Source organism: Neokomagataea thailandica NBRC 106555 (assembly GCF_001598495.1).
Classification (GTDB): Bacteria; Pseudomonadota; Alphaproteobacteria; order Acetobacterales; family Acetobacteraceae; genus Gluconobacter; species Gluconobacter thailandicus_A.
The window spans coordinates 37,099-61,761 of record NZ_BCZB01000015.1 but is presented as its reverse complement, the minus strand read 5'-3'; the positions used below and the strand labels follow the sequence as shown (position 1 = coordinate 61,761).

The window sequence follows — 24,663 nt, the reverse complement described above, 5'->3', positions numbered from 1 at the left end:
CGTAGCACACTACGCTCAACCAGTAAGCATGATCAAAGTTTAATGCCGCTCAGCTTGGTCAGTCAGCGTGGAGAGGAACATAACGATAGCCGCACGATCTGCTTCCGTAAGCTGAGGTTTGTCGCCTTTTTTCCCACCAAATGGTGCATCTTTACGGTCCAAATTTTCCTGATACGCCGTAGGCAAATCATTCGGCATCACATGACCCGGCCCATAGAAATGCTCCGGCTCCACATCCCGCAATGCGTAAAAATCCAGCACTTCAGGCAAAGAGTGAAACACACCATTATGGAAAAAGACATGTCGCGTCGCGCTATTACGTAACGTTGGCGTCGTAAACATCCCACAATACGCTGAAAGCGTTTTTCGTCCCCCAGCTTCCCGGTCACAGACACCAAGGTCATAATATGCTGCATTATGATTACGCATAAGCACCATATTCCTTGGCGCACCCAGAGCTTCATATTGATGGTCTGTAAATAATGGCGGCAAACCCTCTGGCGTCGCCGTATCTAAATGACATGCTGCACAATTACCCCGGTTAGGATCATTAAAAGCTAAATACCCATCCCGTTCTTGAGGCGTAAATTTAGCCTTACCCTCTAACCATGCATCAAACTTACTATTATACAGATGAAAACTACCCGCTTCTATTTGGTACCGTGCCAGAGCAAAGAGCGCCTCATTCATCAAGAGTGGCGGCGTTGCTCCATTAGGAATCCCCGCAAGTAATCTCAGCGTCTGCACATATGGTGCATGCGCTAAATGCTCCATAACGTGCTGAGGCGTTGCCGCCATTTCATCCACGTCAAATAATGGCCCTTCAGCCTGCGCTTGCAGAGTATCCGCTCGCCCATCCCAAAAAAGCCCCCCTTGCGGCACCATATTTGCTGCCGAAGATGCTGTATTCGTCGCACTTTTAGAGCCACGCGGCGCGTTACTCGTCGCGGTTGTGTCGCTTAATGTTGGCGCAGTTTCCGAGACAGCATTATCCGGACCAATACTAAAATTTGGACGCCGTTCAGCATAAGTTAACGTCGGAATAGCGCGCCGCCCCTCACGATTTAAGCCGACGCCCCCCAAAAAGACAGATGCCTCTCCGGTCGGACCATAATGCTGATCAGGCGCATGACAAGACGCACAAGACAAACGTCCCGACCCCGACAAACCCTTATCGTAAAAAATCGCTTTCCCGACTTCAGCCATCGCCGATAATGGGTGCTGGTCAGGGCGATGTAACACAACCGGGCACGGGTTCTTCCCATCCGCAGTGGGCGCACATTGCACGGCAGACTGCGCATCTGCAGCACTACTAGACACCCCACAAAAAAAGATGGTGCAGCTCCCTACAAGCTGCACCATTTTCGCTAATCGTCGCATACTAATCAGTGGAACAAAGCAATCAGCCATGAAGGCAGCAACCATGACAAGAAACCAGCAAGGCCGTCTTGCGGAGCTGGTGGCGCTGGCGGAATGTTGTCTCCACCGGCATCATGGTGGCCATGATGTTCACCGTCATGTTTAATATCGCCCGTGTTTTCATCCAGAATGAGCGTTCCCGTTTGAGGAGCACGGTCAAAATCAAACAGCTCATTCAAAGAGCCAGCACTTGCATCGAAAGACCCCTGCCCCAGACGCTTACCATCCAACCAGTTATCTTCAATAAACTTCGGCACAGACGCTTGAGACGTCAGCTTATGCCCTACGAAATTGGTGCGTGCCCAAGGCGAAACAACAATCAACGGCAAACGCGTACCGGGGCCACAACGGCCATTCACAGGCTTACCCGAAACGCCCTTAGGCGCTTCCCCTGCACCGCAGACACCATTCGCACTCAATTGGTCTGCTGATGAGAAAGAGCTACGCGTCGGCGTTGTATAAGCGTGATCATACCAGCCATCAGAGTCATCATACGCGATAATAACAGCCGTATCCCGCCACTCTGGGCGCTTCTGAATGAAGTTAACCAACTTCACAACGCCCGATTGTTCATCCAACGGGTCAGAATACCCCGCATGCCCATCCTGATACGCAGGCATTTTCACAAACGAAACGGCTGGGAAGTTATGTATTTTTACAGCAGCGTAAAAATCTTCCAGGTCATATTCGTGATTAGCAGGCTCTGCTTGTTGAGAATCTGGCACGACACTGTAACCAACAGCGTGCATGGATACTGGGCGCGCATGGGTCGGGTTTGCGGTCGTCGCGTAATACTGGAACCAATTGTGATGCGGGATATAATCCGCGACATTCTGAGAAACGACCGTTGAATATGTAGAACGCTGACACCCCGTGGAACCATCCGCATTCACGGCACCAAGATTGAAGCCGCCCATAAAGCCACCCCACGTAATACCACGCTGGTTCAAAAGGTCGCCAATGTTAAGGCTCGTCATGCTGCCTTGATCGGTCTTGGATGAACATACATCATAAGAAGGATCGATGTCGTTGATCATCGTATAACCACCCTGCCCGTCATCAGCAAAGGCAGAGGATTTCGTTGCTGTTGCGGGTTTAGCCGTCGTCATACGAATTTTGAGGCCATTCGTTTGACCCGAGACCACCTCTAGAGCACCTGGTGTCGATGGACCATAAGTATCGCTATAGCTGTTATCGCTCATGGCGAAACGCTGCGCATAATGCCAGTATGCCGTTACCGTATTGCCATCATAATAACCCAAAACCTGACCAGACGTCCCGAACGCCCCAACCCCGCCAGAAGAGCCACGGCCTGTATAAAGCGGAAACAAATCGACATTCCCGTTATCATACGCACGCTGCTCAGCAGTATAAGCGTGGTTTTGGTCTGCTGTACTTGCTTGCGAACGATCCAAGCGGAACGGCAGGGCTGCGCCGGCACCATTCGCAGGGTTTGTATTGGGGTTTTGCGCCAATAGATTGGCTGAACTCAAATTGTTAACGTAAGGCGTGTTCCCGGCCGCCGTAAAGGCAGGCTCACCCGTTGGGTTTGCAGCGTTTGGATACGTGCCAAAATAATGATCAAACGCTACGTTTTCCTGATAGATCACAACGATATGCTTAATAGGGGTACGCGTTGGATACGCACGCGCATGATCATGATACACCGTATCAGCACCGCCACTCTGCCACCCAAAGTCACCATCAGAAGAGTGAACCACGCTCGTGCCAAAAGCGCTCAGCATCAATGCGGCAGACAATGCCAATTTCGTTCGTTTCACGACCACAACAACCACCCCTCACAAACAACACGACAGGGCAATAAAGCCCCTAATACCCCCGCGCAAACCACGCGAATGACACTCTCACTACAATTTAGTTTTTCAAAATGCTTATGAACATTTTATGACCCTCAGCGCCAAGAGATGAATAAGTAGATATTTTACCTCATTTAAGTTTTTAAAAAAAATTATACATATATTTAGAGTGCTCAATACCCAATTCTTACCTGAGGATGCGCATTTAAGTATTCAGACTTGGGCACAATATCACGCAGCACTCCCATACGCTCCAAGCGCACATTTTGCGGCGAAACGGATACGACCCGCCACCCCTCAAAGACCCCTCCTTCACGCACGCTTAATCCCCCAAGTACATGAGGTATGCCCGAAAAAATAGCCGTCCACCCGCCCCGGTCCCCGACCACCCCCGTCACAACAGGTAAATCATCATGTGGCGGCGGTAAGAATTTCCCTCGCCGGCTGGGATCAAATAAAGGCCGCATCAACAAACTGCTTTGCCCTAAACCCGGCATCTCCTGTGCCGCCACAGTGCTATGCAGGCAAGAAAAGACCATCACAGCAGCCATATAAAATCGTATCATTATTTTCGCCCGCCTTCGGCAACAATACATCATGATATTATCATGGTTTTTGTGCCCATTGAGGTGCTTCAAGTGCGCTCACCATATAATCCATGAAAGCACTCACTCTTACTGGCCGTAAAGTATTACCCGATGTTACCAAATATAGAGCGACATCTCCCACCCCCCATTCGGGCAAAATATGCTCAAATTTTCCATCACGCAGCCCTTCCCAAACCATAAATTCCGGAAAAAGACCGTACCCCAACCCCGCTTCCAGCGCAGGCAAAAAAGCCTCCGCATTATCGGCACGCATACGCGCGTGCTGCGCCAAAACGAACTCTCGGCCCGTGGCGCCATGCTTTAAACGCAACGTCCCTGGAGCGGTCGTATTCGTATAGACAAAGCTTTTTTGCTCCGTGAGATCACGCGGGTGTTCAGGCCACCCCACACGATCCAGATAATGAGGCGCAGCAACGAGCAACAAACGTACGCGGCACAAACGCCGCGCACGCAACGCTGAATCCGCTAATGATGCAATACGCAGTGCAACATCATACCCCTCCGCAACCAAATCAACGAACGCGTCACTAAAATCAACATTCACATCAATCTCTGGGTATTGCTCAAGAAATGCCGGCAATAATGGGGCAAAGTGCTTAATACCAAATGTCATAGGCGCTGCCACACGGATCAACCCAGACGGACGCAAGGTCCCTCCACGCGCCTCATTTTCTGCAGCCTCTGCTTCCGCCACAATACGGTTTGCATGCCCAACCAATGATCGTCCCATTTCGGTTAAAGACATTTGCCGTGAATTACGGTTAAAAAGAGCCACCCCAAGTGATTGCTCTAAACGGCTAATGGCCTTGGACACTGTAGGCTTAGATAGATTCAGTTCATCGGCCGCCCGCGTAAACGAGCCACGCTCAGCCACCTTGGCGAAAATAGCCCAGCCCTCAAAATCTGGCAGCCGCATGACACCCCCTACACACCGAAATGCAACCTTTAGAAACCATGTCTTTCGTTTATTTCTATATAATGCCTCAAACGCAATAACTATCTTTCATGACAGACAAAGACCACAGTTTTGGACAGGAGATCCATCATGATCGAAGTTCGTTCCTTTAATTCCCTCGGCCACGCAAACCACGGATGGTTAGACGCCAAACATCACTTTTCTTTCGCAAGTTACTATGACCCCAACCATATGCACTGGGGGGACCTGCGCGTCTGGAATGATGATGCCATTGCCGCCGGAACCGGCTTCGGCACCCATCCCCACAAAGATATGGAAATTATTACCTATGTTCGCGAAGGGGCCATAACGCACGAAGATAGCCTCGGAAACAAAGGCCGTACGGAAGCGGGAGACGTGCAAGTCATGTCAGCCGGAACCGGCGTATATCACAGCGAATACAACCATGAAGACGTCACAACACGCCTCTTCCAAATTTGGATCCTTCCGAACCGCAACGGCCACGCCCCTTCATGGGGAACGCGCACTTTTCCTAAAGGAGAACGCGCCAATCAGTTCGTCACACTCGCCTCTGGCTTTGATGAAGACACAGACGCCCTCACCATCAACGCCGATGCCCGCGTGGTTGGCGCGACAATCCGCAAAGGGGAAATCGTTGAATACCCCCTCGGCAAAGCGCGCTTAGGATACCTTGTCCCAGCCACAGGGTCCGTCGAGATCGAAGGCACCACTGTTCACACACGAGACGGAGCTGCCATTTCAGAGACAGAAACCCTCAAAGTCACGGCACTTGAAGACACAGAAATCGTCCTCGTAGATACGATTTATCAGCCATAGTGGCGAGTACAGCGCTAGGCTCCCCCTAGCGCTGTACTCGCCACCCGCATTACGGCGTTGCGCTCTTATTACGCACCAACCAATACACAACACCAAGGGCTAACACCGCCCCTGAAAGGGCAACCATTTCCGGTACATTAATACCATTCAAGTCTAACACGATAAATTTACGAACCGTTGCCATCATGCCAATCAGCAAAACGGAGCGCATACGCGTCATGCTGTGCGTCTGCGCCTCCGGCAAAACAAGAATGGAGTGCTTAAACTCCAAGGCAATCAAAACCGTAAAAAACAACCCAAAAAGCGATTGCAAAACATCTGGGCTGGTTGGGTTCAGGCCCGTATGGATGAGCATCTGCCCCACCGCAATCACCACATGAAACAACCCAACACAGGCAACCAAAGAAATGCCCACCGTTAGAATCAGCATGGCGATTTCTTCAAAATAATCAAAGACCCGCGCAAAAAATGCAAAGCCGGGAATACTCATCATTGAATTGTAACTCTCAAAAATCTTCAGTTTAAACGCCAGCAACGTGATGTCGGCACGCCTCCAACCGGGGCTGAGCTAACATAACATATCAGAATTTTCTTCTTAAAATGCACTGTCACTATAGGCCCCTCTTGCCTATCCGCCACAGACACCACGGTAGCCCCTTGCGTCAGCATATCAGACAATGAGCGTTGCACAGGCTCCAGCACTGTTGGCCAAGCAAGAGCATTACCCGGCACTTTCGTCCCTTCTCCTGGCGGCCATGTTTTGCCTTGCGCACTGATGCCACCGATGCTCCCAATACAAAGAGCCAGAAGCCCCGCCATTTTCTCCACACGCATAAAGCCTACCCTCACCTTATTCTTAACGATACCTGCCACCGCAGAACGATAGCACATTCCAAAAAAGAGCGACGTCTCGTCCGTCTTTACAAGACAGGCTGAGCAACTTAATGTCCGCGCGAGAAATGGCGCTGATACACGCACCACGCGGCAGAGTGCGTACAGTGTTGGTACACTATGACGATAAAGGACACGGATGACGCTCTGTATTATTGGCTTTGGTATCATCCAGCCAAAGCGGAGCACGACATCCTTGTGATTGATGAACGCCTGCACCTCACGCGCTGACAAAACTCGTGTCACAATTCTCCACTACAGCCCAGCTATCGTTCATAAGCATGCTTGGAGTGACCTGCCGCAACTCGGCGCGCTTTGCTCGCTACATGAACCGAGGCAAAACATTCTCCCAAGACAGTGCCTACACACCGCCAGCCAATCTACGCACGCCCATAATACGATAGAGAGTTCTCCAACATGCGTTATCTTGTGACAGGCGGCGCCGGGTTTATAGGGAGCCATGTCGCGCTAACCCTACTCGACTCTGGCCATGAGGTTGTCGTCCTTGATAATCTCAGCACAGGGCACCGCGCTGCCGTGCCCCCTGGGGCACGGTTTGAGCAGGTTGATCTGCTTGATGCTACAGCAGTAGAGCGCGTCTTATCGCAAGGGACATGGGATGGCGTGCTGCATTTCGCGGCTCTCTGCCTCGTGGGCGCATCCATGGTGGAACCGTACCACTATCTACACCACAATACGCTCACCTCACTAAATTTGATCAATGCGTGCACCAAATACGGCGTCAAACGATTCGTATTTTCATCGACCGCCGCTCTCTTTGGCGGCGCAGACCGCCCTCCGCCAATCGCAGATGATGCACTCATTGACCCCGGATCACCCTACGGCGAGAGCAAGTTTTTCATTGAGCGCACCCTTCTTTGGGCCGACCGCATTCACGGCATGCGCCATGCCTGCCTGCGCTACTTCAATGCGGCCGGCGCGGACCTCACAGGCCGCCTTGGTGAGGACCACCGCCCCGAGACACATCTTATCCCACTGACAATTGATGCCATGCTAGGCCGCCGCCCCGCGTTAAAGCTCTTCGGCCATGATTACCCCACACCAGACGGCACCTGCATCCGTGACTATATTCACGTTACAGATCTTGCGGATGCCCATATCCGCGTCATGGATCAGCTCAATGAGCGCTCTGTGACGTACAACCTCGGTAATGGCACAGGCTTTAGTAACTTAGAGGTTATTCAAAGCGTCTCACGCGTTTCCGGGCGCAACGTGCCATGGGAATGGGCAGCACGCCGCGAGGGGGACCCAAGCGTTCTCGTCGCGGATTCTTCCCGCATTCGCCGCGAAACCAACTGGAACCCACACTATAGTGACATTGATACGATTGTAGAAACAGCCTTACGCTGGCGTGTGAACCACCCCAACGGTTATCAACATACCTAAAAAAGATAGCGTTTCCTTCAACGAAACTCATCTTCACGAAGCATCCTATTCCTTCCTACAAGCTTCACCACTCACCTAGCGCGGCACCAAAGCGCGCAAGAGTGATTTCAAAGCCTTCTGTGCCGTCCTCGTTCCCCATTCTTTTAACAATTTATGACGACCCGACCGATGAACCATCGCCACAGGGCTCTGGCGGATCGGCGGCATAGAGAAAACCGTTGCCTTAAGGCTCGGCGACAAAGCTGGAAAAGGGTCAATACCGACCAGCGCCGTCAATAGCGCTACAGACGTGATCTTGCAGTGTGGGGCCGTGGTGTTGGTGCAGACATACGCACCGGTTCCGGGGCCAGACGGATCATAAACCGCCTTCCACGTCACGTCCGGCACGGGGATATGGCCCGGGCCAATCGTTACGGGCAGATGGTCAGGATTATAACCCGGCCCAGTCACGATAAAGAGTTCTCCCTCTTGCTCTGCCCAGCCCCGCACAGCACTTTCAACCCCTTCCCACGCTCCTCGGTTGAGTTCAGCCGTTTGCGGCACGATATTCGACAGCAAAAAAGACTGAGATTGTGCTGCACTTCCGGGCTCGTCTCCACTAGGCGTCATATGCCCACGATCAAACCCCGCATCACGGTAATCAAGCAACCCCGCCTGCTGAGAGGCCGTCAAGCGATCATCTGCCCGAAAATCATTCAAGCGCGCAGTCTGGCGTGCAATTTGAACATTCTCTTCCGTCAGGTCCTCGGCCGACCATAAAGGCCCCTTCGTCAGAGGTGATACCTGCACAGCATAATCATCGTTACACAGCACCACACCATCATGGAACATGCCGCCAAACAGCAAAACAGGCGGACGCCCCCCGGCAAAAAACTGCGTGCATGACGCCGCATCCGAAGAACCAGGCCACCCGAAACAACACCCTACCGCAACCAACCACCACCGTATGACTGCCACACTCCCCCCCCCCTTAAAACTACACAAGAAAGCGTGGAGGCATAAGACCTTTTGGAAGAAGCAGCAATTCAACACCCTGAATTCACATGGAAAAATGAGGTGAAAAATTAAATTATAAACCATAGCAAGTTTGTGTTTGCGAATGACTCTCATAAATTATAGAGTGATACTCATTCGCAACACCAAAGGATTACAGGCAGTTATGATTGTCTGTTCATGTAACGCTCTCTCCCACCTCGATGTTGAAGCTGCGATTCAGTCAGGGGCTTCACGCCCTTCTGAAGTTTATACCGCTCGCAAATGCCGCGCACAGTGCGGGAACTGCGTACCGGGTATGATATGCCTTCTCAAGGAAGCGCTTCAAAAACACAATGCGTTCCCTTTAGCCCCCAGCCTAATTGCTAAAGCCGCACCGCCAGCCATAAAAAAAGCGGGCTAGAAGCCCGCTTTCTCAACTGAATAACGCGATGAACACGCTTATTCTTGCTCTGTGGCCGGTGCAGAATTGGTTTGAATGTAACGCTCAATGCCAACTTGTTTGATCAGGTCGAACTGGCGATCGATGTAATCCTCATGCTCTTCCTCGTTAATGAGGATCTTCAGCATCAGGTCACGTGACACATAATCACGGACGCTTTCACAATAAGCGATACCATCACGCAGATCTTCCAGAGCTTTTTTCTCAAGTTGAAGATCACATTTCAATACTTCTTCGACGCTCTCACCAATCAAAATCTGGTTCAAACGCTGCACATTCGGCAAACCGCCCAGGAATAAAATGCGTTCAATCAACCAATCTGCATGACGCATCTCTTCGATAGATTCATCATATTCTTTCTTCGCGAGATGCGTCACACCCCAGTGGCGCAACGTGCGGGCATGCAGAAAATATTGATTAATCGCCGTCAACTCATTCGTTAACTGCGTGTTCAGAAAATCAACAACTTTTTGGTCTTTAACTGTCATTCTCTCTCTCCATTTCTAACATCTCGATAACACACCCCCGACAAGTATCAAAACACTATTTTTTGCAATTACTTGTAAGTGATTATCAATTACAAAACTAATTTGAGTATTTTAAAGTAAAATTTGTACTGCTTTTTATATTACTTAAAACTATATTGGAGTGTGCTGTTGACACTTCAGGCAGTGACAAAAGTTCATGATTCAAAAAATGATTAAAACTATTCAAATCATAAGTAGAAACTTTTAAAATTACATCTGAAATACCTGTTAATGTCTGACATTCCGATACCTCATCCATATCCATAATTTTTTGACGAAATTGCTCCAGACACTCCGCACTATGCGAATGGAGTGTCAATAAAATATAAGCATGCACCCCAATACCTATTTTTGCGGCGTCCAACACAGCCGCAATGTGCTGCACATACCCTTCCGACCGTAAACGCTGCATACGCCGGGAACACTGCGAAGCCGATAGATGTACTTTTTCACTCATCCCTTGGGGGCCAATATCTCCCCATTTCTGCCAAATTTCCAAAATAAGCACATCAAAACGATCCAGCATCACAGCCCCTCACCACACATAAAAACATCACGGCGGCGATATATATCGCACAAATCGTGCGTCAGGACACATAAAACATCCCAAAAAACACGGACATTGCACAAAATAAACATTATTATTCCATCTCTATTTTGCTGGAGTGAGCATGCCCTTTTCAACACTAACCCCACAGCCAAACGACCCTCTTCTCGCCCTTATTAAGTCCTATGCTGCCGACCCGAGAGAGGAAAAAATTGATCTTGGCGTCGGTGTCTTTCGGGATGAACGTGGCGCAACCCCTATTATGGCAGCCGTCAAACAAGCCGAAGAACAGCTCCTCACAACACAAGACAGCAAATCCTACCTCGGCCCAGAAGGCGATAAAGGCTTTGTAACAGCCATTGCAGAACACCTCTTCGGAGAGATTCAAACGCATCGCGCTATTGATGGTTTGCAAACCCCCGGCGGCACCGGCGCACTGCGCCTTGCCGGAGAACTTCTGGTCCGCAGTGGTGTAAAGCGCATTATCGTGGCGAGCCCAACATGGGCCAACCACCTCGCTATTTTTCAAGAAGTCGGCCTGTCCGTCATTACGACACCATGCTTCGACCTAAAAACGCAAAGCTTTGACCTCAAAGGTTTTTCAGAGACTTTAAACGCCGCAGAAGCAGGAGATGCCGTTCTTCTCCACGGCTGCTGCCAGAACCCTCTCGGCATTGACCCAACGAAACAAGACTGGCGCGTCATTGCTGACATTATCGCCAGCCGCCAACTCCTCCCTCTCATTGATATTGCCTATCAAGGCCTTGGTGATGGCTGGGAGAAAGATAACCTTGGCGCACGCACCATTCTTTCTGCTGTGCCTTACGGTCTCCTCGCTTATTCATGCGATAAGAACTTTGGCCTCTACCGTGAGCGAACTGGCGCACTTTATGTCAGCGCACCTGATGCAGAAAGCCTCCACTGCACCTTATCGAACTTACTGCACCTTGCGCGCACCAATTGGTCTATGCCACCTGACCACGGCGCGGCTGTAGTTCGTTTGATTTTAACAAATGCCGCATTGCACACAGTATGGCGCGAAGAACTCGAAACCATGCGCCAACGCATTTTGTCTTTACGACACGAACTGGCACATCTCGGCACTATCGGATCCCTTAATCTGGCCCCCATTGCCCACGGCAAGGGTATGTTCGCCACCCTTCCACTCACCCCCTCTCAAGTCACATGGCTGCGTGAGCATTACGCCATTTACATGGCACATACGGGGCGCATTAATATCGCAGGCTTTGGCGAAGGAGATATTCAACGCTTTGGTTCCGCTCTACACGCTCTCATGAAGCAGAACATCGCATGAGCACATCAGCATCCTCTCGGTTGAGCCTCTGGAATACACCGTATCTCCTCCTCACACTGGCCACCTGCTTTTGGGCCAGTAATTTTGTTCTCGGACGCGCTATCCCCGCGTCCCTGACACCGATTACCCTCTCTTTTTTACGTTGGGTTTTGGCAACAATTCTCGTCACCCCCTTTGCCCTACCCCATCTCAAAAAAGATTTCCCCACAATCCGTAAAAGCCTGCCTATTTTATTATTACTCTCAATACTGGGCATTGCAGGCAGTAATACGCTGGCCTATTTTGCCGTGCGCCACACAACAGCCACCTCTGCCCTACTCATCCAATCCGCTATGCCCATCAGCATTCTCGGATTTGGCCTTTTATTATTTGGCGAACGCCCAACACTCCGCCAACTCATTGCAATGGCCTTTGCAGCGGCTGGCGTTTTATGCGTTATCCTCGGAAAACCCGGTACAACCGGCAGCACACTGAATACGGGCACCATCCTCGCCGGCCTCGCCATGCTGTGTCAGTCTTCATATGCCGCGCTCCTTCGCTGCAAGCCGCAACTGCACCCCAGCAGCTTTTTATTCGTCACATTTCTCTGCGCAACCATACTCCTGTTACCGCTTGAGATTTTTACAACTTCAGGCATCCCGCACCTCACTTTGCCCAATATCGGTGCCATCACCTACTTAGCAATCGGCCCCTCTCTCCTCGCTTTTTTTCTATTCAATCGCGGCGTACAGCTTATCGGGTCCGCCAAAGCGAGTATTTTCTTTTACCTCATGCCGGTCTTCGGCACATTATTTGCTACGCTTTTGCTGAACGAACGCATTGAAGCCATTGAGCTTGGTGGCTTTGCACTCGTCGGCATTGGATTTTACTTGTCCAACGCTAAGAAAGCATAAAAACTTTTGATAAAAACCCTTGATGCCTATTACCCAGCATCAAGGGCGTTTAACGCGCTTTCACAACACATCTCGACAGTGCAATGCCTACGCTTACAATAGAAGTAAACTATAAAAAATTTCTTCAATAATTCATACATAATAGAAAAATATAACATTAGACTCATTTATGGTCAAAAATACATCATATCGTGAAAGACATTCTATATGACACACCCTAAATCTATAAAACGCCGTACTATGATATCCACACTTGGCGCAGCCTGTAGTGTCCCTCTTCTTTCCACATATTCACATGCAAAAAGCTCACCCATCAATACGGAAGGAAAGTTCAGTAACACCGGTAATGTCTTACCTTGGGTCGGAGACACCATAATTTGTCCTCTCCCCTTTAATAGCCCCGCCTTTCAAGAGATGCTCAACATTAACGCCGAAGTCACGCGCGATTTTCGAGACTATGTCGCGGCAACACCGCCCTCCAGCTATCATATGACCATCTACGGCTGCGCTGACCCACAAAGACGCGCCGCCCATCTATGGCCTACCGGTACGTCTCTCGACACCCCCATGACCGAGATTACTCAAACCTTATTGGACCGCCTGCGCACTCAACGGTTCACATACCCGACCCCTATTCGTATGCGCGTTGATACGGCTGAGACAAAAGGCCTCACCATCATCCCCCTCCTCCCAGCAGATCCCGCAGAACGCGCCACCCTTTACCAGTTGCGTCATGACATCGCCCGTGCAACGGGCCTCATGACACCCAATCTAGATACCTTCCGCTTTCACATTACCTTTGGCTATGCATTCCGCCCTATGCCCGATGACGTCGCTCAAACCTTTCAGGCAGCATGTCAACAATGGCGTAATCGTTTGGCGGCACGCTGTGCATATATTGACCTTCCAGCCCCGCTCTATTGCCGTTTTACAGATATGTTTGCGTTCGAGCCTCTCCTGACACTGCCACGAAAAATCTAACAACAACGCACTTCCTGTGCAGAATTACATGTACAGGAAGTGCGCTCTCCCTAGAAAAGAGAGTGACGTTTTTTCAAAACAACCATGAGAAACACACTGCCTAATGCAGAAATCAGCACCCCAACAGGTAGCTCTTGCGCAGGTAAGATAGAACGACTGACAATATCCGCCGCCAGAGTTAAAAGCCCCCCGAATGCAGCGATATAAACAACTCCCCCTTCCATTCGGGGCTGAAAAAAACGTACCAGATGCGGCACAACCAGCCCAACAAAGGGCACGGGTCCACACACGCAAACATTCAAACCACACCCAATCGCACAGCAAAAAATAGCCCTTCTACGCAGTGCCTGCACATCAACGCCTAAAGAGCGCGCTGTATCTTCTCCCGCCAAAAAAGCATGTAATGATTTATTATAAAACAACCGAAACAATAATAACAAAAGAAACCCAACCGCAGATAATGGAATAAATGACCACTGAGCGGATGCAAAACTTCCCATTGTCCAAAACAATACAGACTGCGCCGTATTACGGTCACCAAAGAAAATCAAGATATTCGTCAGGGACGAAAATAAAAAAGAAATTGCTAATCCGCCTAAAATCAAATTACTTTTCTTCTGCACTCCTTTCGGCCCCAATAATAATGCGCCGAACAAACAGGTCGCGAGGACCGCCCCTAAACCCGCTCCCAAAAATGGCGTCCATATCCCTGCAAAATTGTCAAAAAAAACAATAACTGCAACAGCACCTGCCGCAGCCCCTGACGATAACCCAAATAAATAAGGGTCCGCCAACGCATTACGCGTCACAATTTGCAGCACGGCTCCACCCTGCGCAAAACAAGCCCCCGCCACTAAGGCTAAAAGACAACGCGGCAAGCGAGCAAACCATATAATCCGCTCTATCACATCATGACCCTGTGGCCCTTGCTCAAGAGCATGCCACACTTGAATAGGCGTCAAACGCGCCGTACCGCACATCAAACCGCACACCAGTTCCACCATGATGCACACACTGAGAAACAACACCTTCACCTGCCGCCCCTACCACCCTGCATTTGGGTGTAAAAAACGCGCCAATGTTTCTACTGCCTCGATATTATTAGGGCCTGGCGTCACCTCATCATAGCGCAAGACCACGATATGCTGCGGCGTAACGGCAGGGCTCCCATCCAAAAGGGCTTGATGACGCAAAACCTCCATTGCCTCCGCAACACCATGCCCATAATCCACCACAATGATAACTTCCGGACGCCTGACAGAAACCTCCTCCCAAGACACTCCGCCCCAATTAATAGGCAAATCGTCAAAAATACTTTTCCCACCAGCAAGGCGTATCAACTCACTCACCAGCGCCTCACGACCAGCCGTAAAAGGCTCTGCCGTACCACTATCATATAAAAAAACCGGCACTGAGCGCACACCAGACAGATGCGCCCTCACCGTTGAAATCCGGGCCCGCCACCCCTCTATTAATGCACGCGCATCACGCTCTTTTCCGAACACAACACCTAAGCGATATTCATCGTTATATAACAAAGCATCCAACGTAACCGGGCCGCGCTCTCCCCCGGCACGCACGCAACTCTCTGTCAGCACAAGGCTTGCAATACCTTCGTTAGCCAGACGCTCCGGCGTCACATCACCGCCCACGCGCATGCCATAATTCCACCCAGCAACAAAAAGATCCGCCTGCGCAGCCATAAGCTGCTCTAACGTCGGGTAGCGCGGCGCAAGCTCGGGCACATCTCCCAAAGCCCGGCGGAAAGCATCCGTCTCTTTGTTCCACCCCGTAATACCGGTCACCCCACGCATAAAGGGCTGCACATGCAAAGCAAAAGCCATCTCAGCCATATTCACATCATGAAACACAGCATGACGCGGCGGCTGACGGAACGTCACGGGCACCCCACAACTTTTAACCGTCACCGGGAAAGCTTGTGCTCCCCCCCCCATACAAAGGACGAGCCCCCCCCACAACACAACGAGACACTTCATAGTTTTGCCTGAAATGAAAGAGTATGCGTGCCGTCTTCCAGTACAGCACGCTGAATGTTTAAGCCAAAAATAGACTGGCAGTCCGCAGATAATAGAACGTTATCCGCAGCCCCCTGCAAGGCTAACCTCCCTTGCCTCAACACGAGAACATGATCCGCAAAGTCAGAGACTAACGACAAGTCATGCAACACAGCCACAACGGTACAAGACAAGCCACGGACAACCCGCAAAAGCGTCGTGCGCGCGGCCAGATCCAAGTGGTTCGTCGGCTCATCCAACAATAAAAGCTCAGGCGTTTGCGCTAAGCAACGTGCTAACATGACACGCTGCCGCTCCCCACCTGAAAGCTGCCCAAGCGGCATATGCAAAAATGGCCGAACACCACAGCGCTCCACAGCATCATCACAACAAGTCCGGTCCCGTTCTGCATCCGGCTCAAACGGCAAACGCGCGAGCTGAATATACTCAGACACCAAAAAATCCGGATCTGCCTCTTCATGCTGTGAAAGATAGGCTATACGCCGCGCCCGCTCTTTCAACCGCATATCCCTAACAGACAGCCCCTTCCAAGCAACCGTCCCCGTTTGGGGAATATCCAAACCCGCCAGAAGCCGCAGAAAGGTCGTTTTCCCTGCACCATTCGGCCCAATGACCGCAGCACACGCTCCTGCTGTAATAGAACAGGAAACCCCATCCAAGCCTGCCCTCTGAGAGGACAGGTCCATAATGGATAAGTCTGCCCTCACAAGCCTGCCTGAATACTCATAGAGAACGAGCGCGGAGCCCCCATCAACACTTGCCCGGGGTAACTTGGATCAGCCCACTGCACATAGTATTTATTGCCGATATTATCGATACGCCCATAGACCGTGACGTTCTTCGTCATATGCCAGCCTGCAAAGACATTAACCGTAGCGTAATCATGCAAGGTGAGCGTATTGGCATAATCCCCTTGGCGCGCAGAAACATAACGCATCCCCGCCCCCAAATCGAGCGGAAGCTTCCCAACACCCGACCACACCGACCACAAATTCGCCGTCACACGCGGTACATTAGGCACCTGATGCCCCGAAGCATCCACCCCAGCAGACGACATAAATCCTGAGCCAAAATGAGAATCCGTATACGCCACATTGCCTGACACACTCACATGATGCGTCACAGCAAGGCTGCCATCCCACTCCACACCCCGTGACATCTGGCTTCCAGCATTCGCAACACTATCTGGCCCCGTTGCAACCAAAATACGCCGCCGGTCAATATGATAAAGCGCCAAGGTCATATTCGCACGACCATGCAGCAGCGCTGCCTTCGCGCCGACCTCACCCTGCGTCGTATGCGATAAGGCCGAGAATTGCCCACGATTAGCGAGAAACAAATTCGCTCCCGGCGGGTCCTCGGCTGTTGTAAATACGCCATAAACACTCACCGTCGGCGTTATGTCATACACAGGCCCTATGCGGAAATTGCTCGGATGGTAATGACCATGAAAACTACTCACCGCGTTAAAAGCACCGCTTTGATTATAGTTCTGCCGGTTTAAATTCAGCCAATCGTAACGATACCCCCCGACAACCCTTAAATGCTCCCGTATCGTCACCACATCTTCCATAAAAAGAGCGGTATCAATCATCGTGGTAGGCGACTTTCGATAAGGCAATTCTCCCGCAAAAGGACCTAAATTACCACCTTGCGGGGCCAGCATAGAAACGCTGTCTGCATAATCTGCATCCGGAAAACCTCGATTACGAATAAAGCGCAAATAGTAGGCATCTCCCCCCAATACAAAGCGATTTTTTATCCCAAAGACCTCATGATCGAAGGTAGCATTCACCGTATCACCAACCTGATGCTGGTTTTGGTAAACATAGAAGCGATCACGCCCAATACGCCCAGCAGCAATAGATTGCCCGGCAGCATCCACAGCAGAGTTATTCCCCATAAAACTATAGGTTTCTGCATTATTCCAATTACGCTGAGCGTAAAGAACATAGCTTTTATTGTGCAATGTGAGATGCGGGTTGATACGCCAATCCAAATGCAGCGTTGGCGTCGCATTAACAGACCCCGCCTTCGCATCAGAAACGTTGTAATATTTCCAGAGCTCAGAACGCGTCAGCCCTAAGCCTTGGCTCGACGTCAGCAAGCCAGACGCAGCATCACCCGCCTGCCGCAAAGGAACCAACGGGGCGCCGTAATAGGTCGATAAACGATCAGTCAGGTAGTCTACGCTCAAACGCGCGGAAAAATCAGCATTAGGCCGCCATAATGCCGTCACCGTCAGATCATTACTATGAGGGTTAGCGCCCTGCACATATCCTGCCGAGGACGTTCGACTAAAATCGGCACGGATTGCGAATGTCGAAGAAAGCGGGATAGACCCACCCACCCCAGCATTCCATGTATTAAAACTCCCGTAAGACACCAAGGCGTTAGCATGAACGGCATCCAATGCCGGATCCCGGGTCCGCATATCCACAGTCCCGCCCACGGCCCCTTGCCCATAAAGCACCGAAGACGGCCCCTTCAAAACCTGAATATCCTCAAGATTAAACGTGTTGAGAGGGCGGTTCACCATTGTGGTGGGACCGTAATAAATCCCATCACGCAGCACCAAGATCTGCCCCCCCGTAAAACCACGCATCATTAACTGTGCAGGATTTCCCGGAGACCCACCCGACGTCACGCCCGGCGCACTATCCGCCGCGTCATCCGAATGTGCGATACCCCGCAGCTCCATGATATTGCGCGTAATAATATGAATTGTCGCTGGGTTATGCTGCACCGTCAGCCCCAGCCTACCGCCAATAACGGGGGCAGACCGTAAAGCGCTCGCTTGCCCATGTGCTATAATATGTTCTTCTTCCGCGTAAACATTCGATACACTCAAACCCAACAACGCAATAGGCCCACACGCCCAGATACCATAACTCCGCATAAGTGCAGAACATCCCCTATAATGCATCACTACGGCTCCGTACGATACGTCATACGCCCTTCAGTACACCCCGCCCGCAGGTGCCGTCCGTGACCATTTTTGATGGCAGGTCTCCTGACTCATGAGTCACCAAAGATTGGCCGCCTTCCCAAAGGGTCTACTGCCCCTCCAGTGGCTGAGGCATCCACCTCATATGACCGATCTTCTCTCCATTCACAGTTGCGGGGGCAGTTGCGGCCTTACACCACATTCCCTTTTCATCCCCACGAAGGGGAACCATCACGCTTCAAAAAGAGTGAAATGTTATAATATGTCAATTTATATAATGCTGATTGCAACACATAAACTGCGCACCCTGTCTTCTAAAGCGCATTTGGATGCACAAAATGCTTGAGGCTTTTCACGATACACGCATATTGGCAGACCCTCATACAGTCACATGAACCATCTGGAATCTTATGAACACCGCACTTCCCAGCACCCAAATTTTTCGCGATGCCATGGCGCGCCTTGCGAGTGCCGTCACAATTATCACAACCAATGGGGAGCAAGGCCGATATGGCTTCACGGCCTCCGCCGTCTCCAGTGTGACTGACACCCCCCCAACCCTATTGGTCTGCATCAACCGTCAAACCAAAACGCATCCAGTCTTGCTTCAGCATGGAACATTCGCCGTTAATATCTTATCTGACGGCCATGAAGCGCTATCGAATCATTTTGCTAGCAGCGCCGTAAATATGGAAGAACGCTTCTCGTTAGGCTCGTGGCATATAGGTAAAAACGGGCAGCCGATCTTAGAAGATGCACTTGTGTCTCTGGAATGTACAATATCCAATATACAAGATGTAGGCACTCATACAGTTGTCTTTGGAGAAGTAAGTTATATCAATATAAATGAGACAAAAGAGAATTCATTACTTTGGATTCGTCGAAATTATATGTCAATATAATAAATATACCAAAACATAAAGCATGAGGTCCATTCCAAAAATGCTCCTCATGCCGCTATATTCATCACAATAAGACGTTTCCAATATAGATTTTTTTGCCTATAATCGTACAAATTTTTCTTCCTCGGAACCTCTATGCCGCTCCCACAACCCCTTATTCAATACTGCAACGACATACACATAGCGGTATCCATCGCAGAAAATACAAACGACCACCCCCTACTCTACGTTAATCAGCACTTCGAACAATTAACCGGATATGGTAAAGATGAGCTCTATGGAAAAAACTGCCGCATACTACAAAATAAATCAAATAATGATTACAATAAATCTCGCATAAGAGAATTCTTAAAAAAAGACTCTATTGAAAGCATACGTGTACCACTCATAAATTTCAAAAAAAATGGCACTCCGTTTATAAATCTTTTATTCATGTCCAAAATCAAAAATTGCCTCAACAATACACAATATCTTTTTGCCTCCCAATTTGACGTCAGCAACACTTATCCTGACATTCTCTCTCACTATGAGCACACCCTAAAAACTGCACTTATCGACATTCCAAAAACCGTAAGACCAAATAGCCTCATTCTATCAGGTTCACTCTCGGTCGTAGCAAATGCAACCGCAGCAATCGCTCAAGCTAAAGTCATGCTGGACCAAGCTGATGCTCCCCTTCTCTGATGAAGAGCACATAATGAATAATACAGCTAAAACTCTCCCATTCATTGTGGGCGTCGGCTCTTCAGCAGGAGGAATTGAAGCACTACGTTCCATGTTCTCCGCCACCCAGGCCCCCATAGACATGGCCTTTGTGATTGTTCAACATCTGGACCCAGATTATAATAGTCTTCTCGCACAGTTACTGGACCGGTATACGAACCTAACCGTTTTACAGTGCGAAGGAGGAGAAACACTCCTTCCAGAACATGTCTATATTATCCCCCCCGGACATGGACTATTAATAGCCCAAGGCAGGCTCGAACTGACTGACTTTGTGCAGCCTCGCGGGGTACGCCGTCCTATTGATGACTTTTTTCGCTCTCTAGCCATTGATCAAAGAAACAATGCCGCCTGCGTCGTGCTTTCTGGCACAGGAGCTGATGGCACCATAGGCGCACAAACCATTAAAGAATATGGCGGCCTGTGCATCGCACAAACCCCTGATACTGCGCGCTATGACAGCATGCCACTCTCCGCCATCAGTACCGGTCATATGGATTTTATATATCCCCCCTCAGATATTATTCCCGGGTTACAAAAATACCTAAAACAACTAAAGACAACATCACTCCCCGCAAACATTACCTTTATCCATGAAAAAATGGACGAGATATGCCATGAATTACGCAATGTCGTTGGGCATGATTTTTCAGGCTACAAACATTCCACCCTTCTACGCCGCATCGCACGACGTATGCACATCGTAGGCATAGAATCTGAACAAAAATACTTGGAACTCATCAAAAACAGCCCGGAAGAAAGCCAAGCACTGTTCAAGGATTTTTTGATTAACGTTACAAAATTCTTCCGCGACCCTGACGCCTTCAAACAACTCCATGAAAAAGTCATTAAGCCCCTAGTACACCAAGCCCTGCCCAATGATGAGTTGCGTATATGGGTCCCTGCCTGTTCCAGTGGCGAAGAAGCCTATAGTATCGCCATACTTTTTGCAGAAACAATCCGCTTATCAGGCCTTAATCACCGTATCTCTGTACAGATATTCGCCTCAGATATTGACGAAAACATAATCAATATTGGCCGAGAGGGCACCTACCCCCTCGCCTCTTTGATCGACATCCCCGAACACCTCAAAAAACGTTACACCACACCCATTGGGGATAAATTCAAAATTACCCCTTTCATCCGCAATATGGTGCGCTTTTCAAACCACAACCTCCTGCGAGATCCACCATTTTCTAAAATAGATCTCATATCATGTCGAAATGTTCTGATTTACTTCAACGATACACTACAAAAAGCCGTTGCTCCCATACTTCACTTTGCCGCCAAGCCTGGCCGTTTTCTGTTCTTGGGCCCTTCTGACAGCATGGGACGCTTTGAAGGTTATTTTTCCACCATTGATCTTCAGGCACGTATTTTTATGCGCTCCCCCGAAAGCAAAAATTATCCCTTATCTTTGCCAAATACTGATAACTTCCCAATAAGGATTGAGAAGAATATCAATAAATCTGCTCACATTATGAATAATAATGAAAATAATATATATCATAGAGTTCTAGATAAATACTCTCTACCAACAGCCGTTATTAACAAAGAAAATGAAATCATCTCTGCCTTCGGGAAAATTGGAAGATATTTTCATTTTCCCGTCAGTAACGTAGATGGAACCAACATTTTCACATTATCTGGCCCTGATTTACGTGCAGTCCTCGGGAAAATTATACGCGAAACACGCTTCAAAAAACGCAAAATTATTGCTCGTAAAATTACTATTCATACCGAATTTGTTATTCATACAGTCGATATTGTGTGCGACCCACTTGATAGTGAAACCCTGTTAATTGTTTTCATAGAGGCCGCCGCCACAACACCACGCCTAGATGATGATTTTGACGAATTTGAAAATAACCATGACCATATAGAGCAATTAGAGAATGAACTCCGACACGCACGGCACAGCCTCCGCATGGCCACAGAGGAGTTAGAAACAGCAAATGAGGAACTGAAAAGTTCAAACGAAGAAATGATGTCGATGAATGAAGAATTACAATCGACCAATGAAGAACTGTCAACCGTTAATGACGAATTAAAAATAAAAATAGGACAACTATCAATTTCAAACAATGACCTCAGAAATTTTCTCGATTCAACAAACCTATCTGTAATCGTTATTGATAAAAAAACCTGCATCCGAAATTTTACCAAATCCGTAACGCATTTATTCCCCCTAAAAAATACCGATAAAGGGCGACCACTTGCAGATGTTTATAGTCCGTTTGACATTAACAGCTACTACCTTGACGCCATAAACGTCGCTCAAGGCGGCAGCATCGTTCAAAAACGCATCACCACTCGTGATCAACTACGCGTTTATGCTCTGCGCATCCTGCCTTACCATAGTGATATCGCCACCATTAGCGGCGCCACACTCGTCTTTACCGACATCACCGATGCTCTTTCCCTCGAGCGACAACTCTCCGCCGAGCGTGACCGCCTGAACCTTGCCATTAAAGCCGCACATATCGGCATTTGGAGCTACTGCCCCTCACTCTCTCAAACCACCATTGATATAGGTAATGGTACCTCTATCTCTCCCCAAGCCACGAGCGCCCACTCTGGCGCATTAGTTTTTCCTGCGGATCAAGACCTCCTTAAAGAGAAGCTTGATTTGGCACTCAAAGGCATCGAAAAATTCGACTGTAGCTTTCGTACCATTGTACCAAATGGTGAAACACGCTGGATACGTGGTTACGGACACCTGATCACCCAACAAACCCCTGTGACACTCATTGGCGTTTCCATTGATGTCACTCCAGAGCACATCCTCGTAGAAACACGCGAGCTCATGGTTCAAGAGATGAACCATCGCATAAAAAATCTCTTCGCTATTATTGGCAGCATGATCACCATTGCCGCCCAAAGACATGACAACGTTCCGCTCTTCGCGAAAAGTATGCGCGAACGCATTGTGGCCTTAGGAACAGCTCATGCCGCCACCCCAACAACACACAATCACGACAAACCACGCCTAGAACAACTCATCTCCGCCATTTTAATGCCCTATAAAGACCTAGCCCATGTCTCTATTTCAGGGCCTCACATTCTTATTCACCAAGATGCCCTCTCCTCACTCGCCCTCATTTTCCACGAATGGTCGACCAATGCCGTCAAATATGGCGCTCTCGATTCTGATGCCAAAGGCGTACTCACCGTCACTTGGTGCATACAGAATGATACTTTACACATGGAATGGACCGAAGAGAAAAAGCGTCAACGCTCTTTTGAGACGCAAAAAGGCTTTGGGCGCATTCTAGAAGATATTTCTATCCGACAACTCAACGCCACCAGCGAAACAACGATAGATAATTTGCTCTTCCGTAAAACTCTAACACTCCCCAAACGCTGTTATACCCATGAATAAATACGTCTTCCTCGTTGAGGACGAGCTACTGATTTCACTCGAGATCGAGATGCTTTTGTCTGAACTCAACATCAAAAGTCACGGCCCTTTTTCCTCTTGCCAAGCCGCTCTAGCAGCCTTGGCAAACATCGATGCACACAGCATTGATTGTGCCATTTTGGACGTTAAACTGACAGATGGAGAAGCCTTACCGCTCGCTCGTGTCTTTCATAAACACGGCATCCCGATTATTTTTAGCTCAGGCCATGCCAACAACCATCATCTCGAAACATATTACCCGCCAGGGAAATACATTGCCAAACCCTTCGACCCTACGGTTATGAAAAATACGATTGCATTATCGGTCGATAAATTATGATTTATCGACCGAATATAACCGCACAAACTCTTCAATATCATCATTCATAAGAGCACTCATCCGTTCCCTTAATAAATCTTCGGGCCAATTCCACCACGCAATAGCAAGTAGTTTTTGGATCACGTCTTCTGAAAAACGATATCGTATTACCCGTGCCGGGTTTCCTCCAACAATGGAATATGGCGGCACATCTTTCGTTACAATAGCACCTGCAGCTATAATAGCTCCAGACCCGACCGTCACCCCTGACAGAATAACGGCACGCGCCCCCACCCACACATCATGACCAATGATGATTCCACCCTTTGACGTATGGTCATCAACGGCATCTTCTGCCTCAGGCCAAAACGCTTTCAATGTCTTAAACGGATAAGTGGTGACCGTATCATATCTATGATTGCCTAAAATGATCAAAACTTTCGGACCTATAGAGCAAAAGCGTCCAATCTCTAATGATGCATAAGCAGGCTCAATAATTTCTGGCTTTCCATAGGTATGTTCACCAATAATCCATCCCCAATCATCAATTTGATGAGCCAAAGAATACTTCATCAATAGTGAAAAATAATTATTACCAAACATATACCATACCCCCATTATTTATAATAAAATTATTATATTTATAATCCCGCAAATCTTAATTTCAGCATATACAAGGCAAGAGAGGCTAAAAACGCACTCGTCGTCAATAAAAATTTTAATCCATTAATAATAAAAAAAAC

General features: G+C 49.1%; 24 protein-coding genes and 1 riboswitch. Of the genes, 10 read left to right on the top strand and 14 right to left on the bottom strand.

Annotation, left to right across the window (positions count from 1 at the left end):
* Nucleotides 1–39: 39 nt before the first annotated feature.
* From NTH01S_RS06535 to NTH01S_RS06520, 4 genes are all read right to left on the bottom strand, one after another.
* Nucleotides 40–1,410 carry a cytochrome-c peroxidase gene (locus NTH01S_RS06535; protein WP_306307470.1) on the bottom strand — a complete coding sequence of 457 codons (1,371 nt, stop codon included), beginning with the start codon at nucleotides 1,408–1,410 and terminating at the stop codon, nucleotides 40–42.
* The gene (locus NTH01S_RS06530) at nucleotides 1,386–3,200 is read right to left on the bottom strand and encodes a phospholipase C (RefSeq protein WP_370664308.1); all 1,815 of its coding nucleotides are present in this window, start codon (nucleotides 3,198–3,200) and stop codon (nucleotides 1,386–1,388) included. The genes NTH01S_RS06535 and NTH01S_RS06530 overlap by 25 nt, the downstream gene beginning before the upstream one ends.
* Before the next feature lie 209 nt (nucleotides 3,201–3,409).
* Nucleotides 3,410–3,802, bottom strand: a complete 393-nt coding sequence (locus NTH01S_RS06525) for a hypothetical protein (protein ID WP_157070892.1) — start codon at nucleotides 3,800–3,802, stop codon at nucleotides 3,410–3,412.
* Nucleotides 3,803–3,842: 40 nt separating this feature from the next.
* Entirely contained in the window at nucleotides 3,843–4,760 is a 918-nt protein-coding gene (locus NTH01S_RS06520; protein ID WP_068171297.1) for a LysR family transcriptional regulator, read from the bottom strand.
* 129 nt (nucleotides 4,761–4,889) lie between these two features.
* On the opposite strand from NTH01S_RS06520, the gene NTH01S_RS06515 reads away from it, so the two are divergent.
* Nucleotides 4,890–5,597, top strand: coding sequence for a pirin family protein (locus NTH01S_RS06515; RefSeq protein WP_068171295.1), 708 nt, complete (start codon nucleotides 4,890–4,892; stop codon nucleotides 5,595–5,597).
* Between the two features lie 49 nt (nucleotides 5,598–5,646).
* Here the strand turns inward: NTH01S_RS06515 and NTH01S_RS06510 are convergent, their stop codons facing one another.
* Together NTH01S_RS06510 and NTH01S_RS11765 are read right to left on the bottom strand one after the other, a co-directional pair.
* Nucleotides 5,647–6,090 carry a phosphate-starvation-inducible PsiE family protein gene (locus NTH01S_RS06510; protein WP_068171290.1) on the bottom strand — a complete coding sequence of 148 codons (444 nt, stop codon included), beginning with the start codon at nucleotides 6,088–6,090 and terminating at the stop codon, nucleotides 5,647–5,649.
* A gap of 23 nt (nucleotides 6,091–6,113) precedes the next feature.
* Complete coding sequence (locus tag NTH01S_RS11765; RefSeq protein ID WP_157070891.1) at nucleotides 6,114–6,734, bottom strand: hypothetical protein; 621 nt, start codon at nucleotides 6,732–6,734, stop codon at nucleotides 6,114–6,116.
* A gap of 171 nt (nucleotides 6,735–6,905) precedes the next feature.
* On the opposite strand from NTH01S_RS11765, the gene galE reads away from it, so the two are divergent.
* Nucleotides 6,906–7,895: a UDP-glucose 4-epimerase GalE gene (galE, locus tag NTH01S_RS06500; RefSeq protein ID WP_068171285.1), complete on the top strand. Its 990-nt coding sequence runs from the start codon at nucleotides 6,906–6,908 to the stop codon at nucleotides 7,893–7,895.
* A gap of 75 nt (nucleotides 7,896–7,970) precedes the next feature.
* Here the strand turns inward: galE and NTH01S_RS06495 are convergent, their stop codons facing one another.
* Nucleotides 7,971–8,852, bottom strand: coding sequence for a DNA/RNA non-specific endonuclease (locus NTH01S_RS06495; protein ID WP_068171281.1), 882 nt, complete (start codon nucleotides 8,850–8,852; stop codon nucleotides 7,971–7,973).
* Nucleotides 8,853–9,054: 202 nt separating this feature from the next.
* Here NTH01S_RS06495 and NTH01S_RS11585 point away from each other — a divergent pair, with 202 nt between their 5' ends.
* Nucleotides 9,055–9,291, top strand: coding sequence for a (2Fe-2S)-binding protein (locus NTH01S_RS11585; protein ID WP_084367085.1), 237 nt, complete (start codon nucleotides 9,055–9,057; stop codon nucleotides 9,289–9,291).
* 38 nt (nucleotides 9,292–9,329) lie between these two features.
* Here NTH01S_RS11585 and bfr read toward each other — a convergent pair whose 3' ends face one another.
* Complete coding sequence (bfr, locus tag NTH01S_RS06490; protein ID WP_068171279.1) at nucleotides 9,330–9,818, bottom strand: bacterioferritin; 489 nt, start codon at nucleotides 9,816–9,818, stop codon at nucleotides 9,330–9,332.
* A 97-nt stretch (nucleotides 9,819–9,915) separates the two neighbouring features.
* Complete coding sequence (locus tag NTH01S_RS06485; protein WP_068171274.1) at nucleotides 9,916–10,383, bottom strand: Lrp/AsnC family transcriptional regulator; 468 nt, start codon at nucleotides 10,381–10,383, stop codon at nucleotides 9,916–9,918.
* A gap of 145 nt (nucleotides 10,384–10,528) precedes the next feature.
* Between NTH01S_RS06485 and NTH01S_RS06480 the strand changes: the two genes are divergently transcribed.
* From NTH01S_RS06480 to NTH01S_RS06470, 3 genes are all read left to right on the top strand, one after another.
* Nucleotides 10,529–11,719 (top strand): amino acid aminotransferase, encoded by a 1,191-nt coding sequence (locus tag NTH01S_RS06480; RefSeq protein WP_068171272.1) that lies wholly within the window; start codon nucleotides 10,529–10,531, stop codon nucleotides 11,717–11,719.
* Nucleotides 11,716–12,612, top strand: coding sequence for a DMT family transporter (locus NTH01S_RS06475; RefSeq protein ID WP_068171269.1), 897 nt, complete (start codon nucleotides 11,716–11,718; stop codon nucleotides 12,610–12,612). Before NTH01S_RS06480 ends, NTH01S_RS06475 begins: the two co-directional genes overlap by 4 nt.
* Before the next feature lie 207 nt (nucleotides 12,613–12,819).
* A complete protein-coding gene (locus tag NTH01S_RS06470) occupies nucleotides 12,820–13,593 on the top strand; it encodes a DUF1868 domain-containing protein (protein ID WP_084367083.1) in 774 nt (257 codons plus the stop codon).
* Nucleotides 13,594–13,643: 50 nt separating this feature from the next.
* Here the strand turns inward: NTH01S_RS06470 and NTH01S_RS06465 are convergent, their stop codons facing one another.
* The 4 genes from NTH01S_RS06465 to NTH01S_RS06450 form a co-directional block, all read right to left on the bottom strand.
* Entirely contained in the window at nucleotides 13,644–14,627 is a 984-nt protein-coding gene (locus tag NTH01S_RS06465) for a FecCD family ABC transporter permease (protein WP_157070890.1), read from the bottom strand.
* A gap of 9 nt (nucleotides 14,628–14,636) precedes the next feature.
* Nucleotides 14,637–15,494: an ABC transporter substrate-binding protein gene (locus NTH01S_RS06460; protein WP_245642238.1), complete on the bottom strand. Its 858-nt coding sequence runs from the start codon at nucleotides 15,492–15,494 to the stop codon at nucleotides 14,637–14,639.
* Nucleotides 15,495–15,586: 92 nt separating this feature from the next.
* Complete coding sequence (locus NTH01S_RS06455; RefSeq protein WP_068171260.1) at nucleotides 15,587–16,315, bottom strand: ABC transporter ATP-binding protein; 729 nt, start codon at nucleotides 16,313–16,315, stop codon at nucleotides 15,587–15,589.
* Between the two features lie 17 nt (nucleotides 16,316–16,332).
* Complete coding sequence (locus NTH01S_RS06450) at nucleotides 16,333–18,555, bottom strand: TonB-dependent receptor (RefSeq protein ID WP_084367081.1); 2,223 nt, start codon at nucleotides 18,553–18,555, stop codon at nucleotides 16,333–16,335.
* Between the two features lie 60 nt (nucleotides 18,556–18,615).
* Nucleotides 18,616–18,824, bottom strand: a riboswitch (cobalamin riboswitch).
* Nucleotides 18,825–18,986: 162 nt separating this feature from the next.
* On the opposite strand from NTH01S_RS06450, the gene NTH01S_RS06445 reads away from it, so the two are divergent.
* The 4 genes from NTH01S_RS06445 (at nucleotide 18,987) to NTH01S_RS06430 (ending at nucleotide 23,941) form a co-directional block, all read left to right on the top strand.
* Nucleotides 18,987–19,478: a flavin reductase gene (locus NTH01S_RS06445; protein WP_068171253.1), complete on the top strand. Its 492-nt coding sequence runs from the start codon at nucleotides 18,987–18,989 to the stop codon at nucleotides 19,476–19,478.
* A 135-nt stretch (nucleotides 19,479–19,613) separates the two neighbouring features.
* Nucleotides 19,614–20,162, top strand: coding sequence for a PAS domain-containing protein (locus NTH01S_RS06440; protein ID WP_068171251.1), 549 nt, complete (start codon nucleotides 19,614–19,616; stop codon nucleotides 20,160–20,162).
* A 13-nt stretch (nucleotides 20,163–20,175) separates the two neighbouring features.
* The gene (locus tag NTH01S_RS06435; RefSeq protein ID WP_068171247.1) at nucleotides 20,176–23,583 is read left to right on the top strand and encodes a chemotaxis protein CheB; all 3,408 of its coding nucleotides are present in this window, start codon (nucleotides 20,176–20,178) and stop codon (nucleotides 23,581–23,583) included.
* Nucleotides 23,576–23,941, top strand: a complete 366-nt coding sequence (locus NTH01S_RS06430) for a response regulator (RefSeq protein ID WP_068171244.1) — start codon at nucleotides 23,576–23,578, stop codon at nucleotides 23,939–23,941. The genes NTH01S_RS06435 and NTH01S_RS06430 overlap by 8 nt, the downstream gene beginning before the upstream one ends.
* On the opposite strand, the gene NTH01S_RS06425 is transcribed toward NTH01S_RS06430, so the two are convergent.
* On the bottom strand, nucleotides 23,936–24,523 hold the full coding sequence (locus NTH01S_RS06425; RefSeq protein WP_068171241.1) for a CatB-related O-acetyltransferase: 588 nt from the start codon (nucleotides 24,521–24,523) through the stop codon (nucleotides 23,936–23,938). The two genes, NTH01S_RS06430 and NTH01S_RS06425, sit on opposite strands and share 6 nt — an antisense overlap.
* Nucleotides 24,524–24,663 lie beyond the last annotated feature (140 nt).